Source organism: Streptomyces viridosporus (genome assembly GCF_002078235.1).
Lineage (GTDB): Bacteria > Actinomycetota > Actinomycetes > Streptomycetales > Streptomycetaceae > Streptomyces > Streptomyces viridosporus.
In genome coordinates, this window is record NZ_MSGP01000207.1 from 1 (window position 1) to 6,485 (window position 6,485).

Below are 6,485 nucleotides of genomic sequence, written 5' to 3' on the forward strand. Positions count from 1 at the left end.
CGGCTTCCGGGCCTGCCGGCGGTGCCGTCCGGACGCCGTCCCCGGCTCCGCCGAGTGGAACGTGCGGGCCGACGTCGTGGGCCGGGCCGTGCGGCTGATCGCCGACGGCGTGGTCGACCGCGAGGGCGTCGCCGGACTCGCCGCACGGCTCGGCTACAGCGCCCGCCAGGTGCAGCGGCAGCTCACCGGCGAGCTCGGCGCCGGGCCCGTTGCCCTCGCCCGGGCGCAGCGGGCGCACGCCGCGCGCGTCCTGCTCCAGACCACCGGGCTCCCGGTCACCCACATCGCCTTCGCCGCCGGATTCGCCAGCGTGCGGCAGTTCAACGAGACCGTCCGGGCCGTGTACGCCGCCACGCCCAGTGAGCTGCGGGCCGCCGCGCCCGGCCGGGGCCGGACCGGCGCACGCCCCGCCACGCCGTCCGCCGGGATCCCCCTGAGGCTCGCCCACCGCGGCCCCTACCCGTCCGGACCCGTCTTCGACCTGCTGGAACGCGAGGCCGTCCCCGGCGTGGAGGACGTGAGCGGCCCCCCGGGCGCCCGCACCTACCGGCGCACGCTGCGGCTCCCCTACGGCACCGGCATCGCCGCCGTCCACGAGCGCACCGGCGCCGCGCGCACCGGGGCGGGCGCCCACCCCGGCGGCTGGCTCGACGCCCGGGTCCACCTCACCGATCCGCGCGACCTGACCACCGCGGTCCAGCGGCTGCGGCGGCTGTTCGACCTGGACGCCGACCCGTACGCGGTCGACGAGCGGCTCGGCGCCGACCCCCGGCTCGCCCCGCTGGTCGCCGCCCGGCCCGGGCTGCGCTCGCCGGGGGCCGCCGACCCGGAGGAGCTGGCGGTGCGCGTCCTGGTGGGCCGCGAGGAGGCCGCGCGGCTGGTCCAGCGGTACGGCAAGGCCCTCGACGCCCCCTGCGGCGGCCTCACCCACCTGTTCCCCGAAGCGGGCGTCCTCGCCGAGGCCGAGCCCGGCGGCACCCTGGGCGCGCTCACCGCCGCCCTCGCCGACGGCGCCGTCCGCCTCGGCCCCGGCGCCGACCGGGACGAGGCCCGGGACGCCCTGGGCGCCGTCCCCGGCCTGGACGCCCGTACGATCGCCGGGATCCGCGCCCGTGCCCTCGGCGACCCGGACGTGGCCCCGCCCGGCACCGACGTTCCCGACAGCTGGCGCCCCTGGCGCACCTACGCCCTGAACCACCTGCGCGCCGCAGGGGAGTTGGAGTACCGATGAGCACGACGACGACCACCGTGTACTGGACGAGCGCGGACAGCCCCCTCGGGCCGCTCCTGCTCACCGCCACCCCGGCCGGCGAGCTGACCTCGCTCTCCGTGCCCGGGCAGAAGGGCGGGCGCACCGTCCAGGACGGCTGGCGGCGGGACCCGGGACCGTTCCGCGCGGCCGAGGAGCAGCTCGCCGCGTACTTCGCCGGCGAGCTGGAGGAGTTCCGGCTGGCCGTGCGCACCACCGGCACCCCCTTCCGGGAGAAGGTCTGGGCCGCGCTCGACGACGTCCCCTACGGGGCGACCATGACGTACGGCGAGATCGCCGCGCGGATCGGCGCGCCCCGGGCACGCGCTACGTGACCGTCGGCGGGGCGATCGGCGCCGACATCCACGGCAAGAACCACCACGTGTCGGGCTCCTTCTCCCGCCATGTGCTGTCCCTGGACCTGCTCACCGCCGACGGACGGGTCCGTACCGTCGCGCCGGGCACGCCGCTGTTCGACGCGACCGCGGGCGGCATGGGTCTGACCGGGGTGGTCCTGACCGCGACGCTCCGGCTCCAGCCGGTCGAGACCTCGCTGATGTCGGTCGACACCGAGCGCGCGGACGACCTCGACGACCTGATGGCCCGCCTGTCCGCCGACGACCACCGCTACCGCTACTCGGTCGCCTGGATCGACCTGCTGGCCCGCGGCGCGGCCACCGGCCGCGCGGTGCTCACCCGCGGCGACCACGCCCCCCTGGACGCGCTGCCCGGCGGCACGCGGGCGCGCCGGGAGCCGCTGGCCTTCCGCACCTCCCGGCTCCCGGCCGCCCCGTCCTTCGTCCCCGAGGGCCTGCTCAACCGCACCACCGTGGGGCTGTTCAACGCGCTGTGGTACCGCAGGGCGCCCCGCGCGCGGACGGGGCAGCTCCAGCGGATCCCCACCTTCTTCCACCCCCTGGACGGCGTGCCCCACTGGAACCGGGTCTACGGCCGCAGCGGCTTCGTGCAGTACCAGTTCGTCGTCGGTCACGGCCGGGAGGACGTCCTGCGCCGGATCGTGCGCCGCATCTCCGAACGCCGCTGCCCGTCCTTCCTGGCCGTCCTCAAGCGCTTCGGCGAGGCCGACCCCGGCTGGCTGTCCTTCCCCGTGCCGGGCTGGACCCTGGCCCTGGACGTCCCGGCGTCCCTGCCCGGCCTCGGCGCCCTCCTCGACGGGCTCGACGAGGAGGTCGCCGCGGCCGGCGGGCGCGTCTACCTCGCCAAGGACTCCCGGCTGCGCCCGGAGCTGCTCGCGGCCATGTACCCGCGCCTGGACGACTTCCGCGCGCTGCGCGCGGAGCTGGACCCGCGCGGGGTGTTCACCTCCGACCTGGCCCGCCGGCTCCGCCTCTGAGACCACCGCCCCACCGCCGGGGCCCGTCGTGCGGACCGTGCCGGGGCCCGCGGGCCCCGGCACCGCTCCTCGATCCGGCCCGATCCGTACGAAAGACCTAGGAGCTGTCGTGAAGGACGCCTTCGGCCTCCCCCAGACCCTGCTCGTCCTCGGCGGTACGTCCGAGATCGCGCTGGCCACCGCCCGTCGGCTGATCGCCCGCCGCACCCGCACGGTGTGGCTGGCCGGCCGCCCCTCCCCCGGTCTGGACGAGGCCGCCGCGCACCTGCGCGCCCTCGGCGCCGAGGTGCGCACCGTCGCCTTCGACGCGCTCGACCCCGCCGGCCACGAGGACGCGCTCGGCAAGGTCTTCGCCGAGGGCGACGTCGACATGGTGCTGCTCGCCTTCGGCACCCTCGGCGACCAGGCCCGCGACGAGCGGGACCCGCGGGCCGCGGTGCGGGTCGCGCAGACCAACTACACCGGTGCGGTCTCGGCGGGCCTGGTGTGCGCGCGGGCGCTCCAGTCGCAGGGCCACGGCTCCCTGGTGGTGCTGTCCTCCGTCGCGGGCGAGCGGGCCCGCCGCGCGAACTTCATCTACGGCTCCAGCAAGGCCGGTCTGGACGCCTTCGCGCAGGGCCTGGGCGACGCGCTCCACGGCACCGGCGTGCACGTCATGGTCGTACGCCCCGGCTTCGTCCGCACGCGGATGACCGCCGGTCTGCCCGAGGCGCCGCTCGCCACCGTTCCGGAGGCGGTCGCGGCGGCCGTGGAGCTGGGGCTGCGGCGCCGCTCGGAGACGGTGTGGGTGCCGGGCGCGCTGCGCGTGGTGATGTCGGTGCTGCGGCATCTGCCGCGGGGGGTGTTCCGGCGGCTGCCGGTCTGAGGCCCGGCGGAGCACGGCGAGGGTCCGCACGGGTGCGGGGCTCAGTGGGCGGAGACGGAGCCCCGGTCCACCGGCCCGGCCTGCGGCGGCACCACGGCGGTGCCGAAGGGGAACTCCCGCAGCTTGCGCCACACCCCGTCGGCGCCCTGCTCGTAGAGCGCGAAGCCGGTGCAGGGCCACTCGGCCTCGTAGTCGGCGAGTTCCTCGAAGGCGCGGTCCATGGCCGCTTCCTCGATGCCGTGCGCCACGGTGACGTGCGGGTGGTACGGGAACTGCAGCTCGCGGGCGACGGGGCCGGAGGCGTCGCGGACCTGCTTCTGCAGCCAGGTGCAGGCCTCGGCGCCCTCGACGACCCGGACGAACACCACCGGCGACAGCGGCCGGAAGGTGCCGGTGCCCGACAACCGCATGGGGAAGGGCCGCCCGGCCGCGGCGACCTCGCTCAGGTGCGCCTCGATGGCCGGCAGGTCGGCGTCGTCGACCTCCGTCGGCGGCAGCAGGGTGACGTGGGTGGGGATGCCGTGCGCCGCGGCGTCGCCGAAGCCCGCGCGCAGCTGCTGAAGCCGGCTGCCGTGAGGCTCCGGGACCGCGATCGACACACCGATCGTTACGGTCCCCACGTCGTCTCCTGTCGTTGTGGTGGTGAAGCGCGGTGCTGGAGCGCGGTGCGGTGGCTCCGGTACGCGCCGGGTGACCGCCCAAACGGTCACCCGGTTATCGACTGTACGACCACGACCCGGATGCGGGCAGGCGCAACCGGAGTGATGTGCAGCGCTGTGCGGTGGTACGGATTCGCGCCGTGGGCCGGTTCAGTGCGCCGGCTCAGTGCTTGGCGGGCAGGAAGCCCATCCGGTCGTACGCCCGGGCGAGGGTCTCCGCGGCGACGGCGCGCGCCTTCTCCGCGCCCTTGGCCAGGAGCGAGTCGAGCGTCTCGGGGTCGTCCAGGTACTGCTGGGTGCGCTCCTTGAACGGGGTCACGAACTCGACCATGACCTCGGCGAGGTCCGTCTTGAGCGCGCCGTAGCCCTTGCCGGCGTACCTTTCCTCCAGTTCGGTGACGCCCGTCCCGGTGAGGGTCGAGTAGATCGTGAGGAGGTTGCTCACCCCCGGCTTGTTCTCGGCGTCGTAGCGGATCACGGTGTCGGTGTCGGTGACCGCGCTCTTGACCTTCTTCGCCGTGGTCTTCGGCTCGTCCAGGAGGTTGATGAGGCCCTTCGGCGTGGACGCCGACTTGCTCATCTTGATCGTCGGGTCCTGGAGGTCGTAGATCTTCGCCGTCTCCTTGAGGATGTACGCGCTCGGGACGGTGAAGGTGTCGCCGTAGGTCTGGTTGAAGCGGTCGGCGAGGTCCCGGGTCAGCTCCAGGTGCTGGCGCTGGTCCTCGCCGACGGGGACCTGGTCGGCCTGGTACAGCAGGATGTCGGCGACCATCAGCATCGGGTACGTGAACAGGCCGACGGTCGTGCGGTCGCTGCCCTGCTTGGCGGACTTGTCCTTGAACTGCGTCATGCGCGAGGCCTCGCCGAAGCCGGTGATGCAGTTCATCAGCCAGCCGAGCTGGGCGTGCTCGGGGACGTGGCTCTGGACGAACAACGTGCAGCGGTCCGGGTCGAGGCCGGCCGCGAGCAGCTGGGCGGCGGCGACGCGGGTGTTCTCGCGGAGTTCCTTCGGGTCCTGCGGGACCGTGACCGCGTGCAGGTCGACGACCATGTAGAACGCGTCGTGGGTGTTCTGCAGGTCGACCCACTGGCGGACGGCGCCGAGGTAGTTGCCGAGGTGGAACGAGCCGGAGGTCGGCTGGATACCGGAGAGCACGCGGGGACGTTCAGAGGCCATGCCCTCATTCTCTCAGGTCCCGCGGGGCGGTCGGGAACGGACCGGAAACAGGGGGGAACCGAACCGGACCCGGCGGTGTAACAAAAGTGTGAGGACGCGGGAGGGGGGCCGCATCGTCGATGAGGCCGCGGTGATCGCACGCGTACGCGCCGGGGAGGCGGAGGCGTACGCGGAGCTGGTGCGGGCCCATACGGGCATCGCGCTCAGGGCGGCCGCCGCGCTCGGGGCGGGGGCGGACGCGGAGGACGTGGTGCAGCAGGCCTTCGTCAAGGCGTACTGCGCGCTGGGCCGGTTCCGGGACGGCATGGCGTTCCGGCCGTGGCTGCTGTCGATCGTGGCCAACGAGACGAGGAACACCGTGCGTGCGGCGGCCCGCCGGCACACCCTCGTCGGCCGCGAGGCGGCGTTCACCCGGGCGGAGCCGGTGATACCGGAGTCGGCGGATCCGGCGGTCGCGACGCTCGATGCGGAGCGGCGCGGAGCGCTGGTGGCCGCCCTGGAGAAGCTGGGCGAGGAGCACCGCCTGGTCGTCACCTACCGCTATCTGCTGGAGATGGACGAGCGGGAGACCGCCCAGGCCCTGGGCTGGCCCCGGGGCACGGTGAAGTCGCGGCTGAACCGCGCCCTGCGCAAGCTGGAGCGCCTGCTGCCGGACTTCCGGCCCCGGGGAGACCGGGAAGACCGGGAAGACCGGGAAGACCGGGAAGACCGGGAAGAAGGGAAGAGGGCGTGAGCGGGGCGTACGACGGCGACCGCCCCGGCGGCGCGGAGCACCGGCGTGCGAGGGCCGCCCGGCTGCGGGAGGAGCTGCGGGCGCTGGGACGGTCCCTGGACGGACCGGCCGGGGCGGCGGACCCGGCGGGGTCCGAGTCGATGGTCGAGCGGGTGCTGGAGCAGATACTGGCCGTGGAAGCGCCGCCTGCGCCCTCGGGGCAGCGGGAGGAGGCACCGGTTCCCGCGGCCGGGCCGCGGGGCGCCGGGGCGCGGTGGCGGGCGGTGCGGCGCTGGACGCGGGCGCGGTGGCGGGCGCTGACCGCCGCGGTGTGCGGCCTGCTGACGGTGCTCGTGCTGACGCCCCCGGTGCGGGCGACGGTGTCCGACTGGTTCGGCTTCGGCGGGGTGGAGGTGCGGTACGACCCGTCGGCGGTGCCCTCGCGGGCGCGAGGGCACCGCCGACGGGT

General features: G+C 75.1%; 6 protein-coding genes and 2 pseudogenes. 6 read left to right on the forward strand and 2 right to left on the reverse strand.

From position 1 onward, the window contains the following. The 4 genes and pseudogenes from B7L92_RS15280 to dprE2 form a co-directional block, all read left to right on the forward strand. Positions 1-1,231 (forward strand): DNA-3-methyladenine glycosylase 2 (locus B7L92_RS15280; protein ID WP_081238108.1); only part of this gene is annotated, 1,231 nt, incomplete at its 5' end. Then, positions 1,228-1,584 (forward strand): methylated-DNA--[protein]-cysteine S-methyltransferase, encoded by a 357-nt coding sequence (locus B7L92_RS41380; RefSeq protein ID WP_107501496.1) that lies wholly within the window; start codon positions 1,228-1,230, stop codon positions 1,582-1,584. The genes B7L92_RS15280 and B7L92_RS41380, both read left to right, overlap by 4 nt. After that, positions 1,566-2,603, forward strand: a pseudogene (dprE1, locus tag B7L92_RS15285) (decaprenylphosphoryl-beta-D-ribose oxidase); the annotation flags it as partial. The gene B7L92_RS41380 and the pseudogene dprE1, both read left to right, overlap by 19 nt. A 109-nt stretch (positions 2,604-2,712) precedes the next feature. Then, positions 2,713-3,468, forward strand: coding sequence for a decaprenylphospho-beta-D-erythro-pentofuranosid-2-ulose 2-reductase (gene dprE2, locus B7L92_RS15290; protein ID WP_081238110.1), 756 nt, complete (start codon positions 2,713-2,715; stop codon positions 3,466-3,468). A 41-nt stretch (positions 3,469-3,509) separates the two neighbouring features. On the opposite strand, the gene B7L92_RS15295 is transcribed toward dprE2, so the two are convergent. Beyond that, positions 3,510-4,088, reverse strand: coding sequence for a 2'-5' RNA ligase family protein (locus tag B7L92_RS15295; protein WP_004984201.1), 579 nt, complete (start codon positions 4,086-4,088; stop codon positions 3,510-3,512). A 202-nt stretch (positions 4,089-4,290) separates the two neighbouring features. Beyond that, positions 4,291-5,304, reverse strand: a complete 1,014-nt coding sequence (trpS, locus tag B7L92_RS15300) for a tryptophan--tRNA ligase (RefSeq protein WP_081238111.1) — start codon at positions 5,302-5,304, stop codon at positions 4,291-4,293. 130 nt (positions 5,305-5,434) lie between these two features. On the opposite strand from trpS, the gene B7L92_RS15305 reads away from it, so the two are divergent. Beyond that, positions 5,435-6,037, forward strand: a complete 603-nt coding sequence (locus B7L92_RS15305; protein WP_081238113.1) for an RNA polymerase sigma factor — start codon at positions 5,435-5,437, stop codon at positions 6,035-6,037. Continuing rightward, positions 6,034-6,485 (forward strand): annotated as a pseudogene (locus B7L92_RS15310) (hypothetical protein); the annotation flags it as partial. The gene B7L92_RS15305 and the pseudogene B7L92_RS15310, both read left to right, overlap by 4 nt.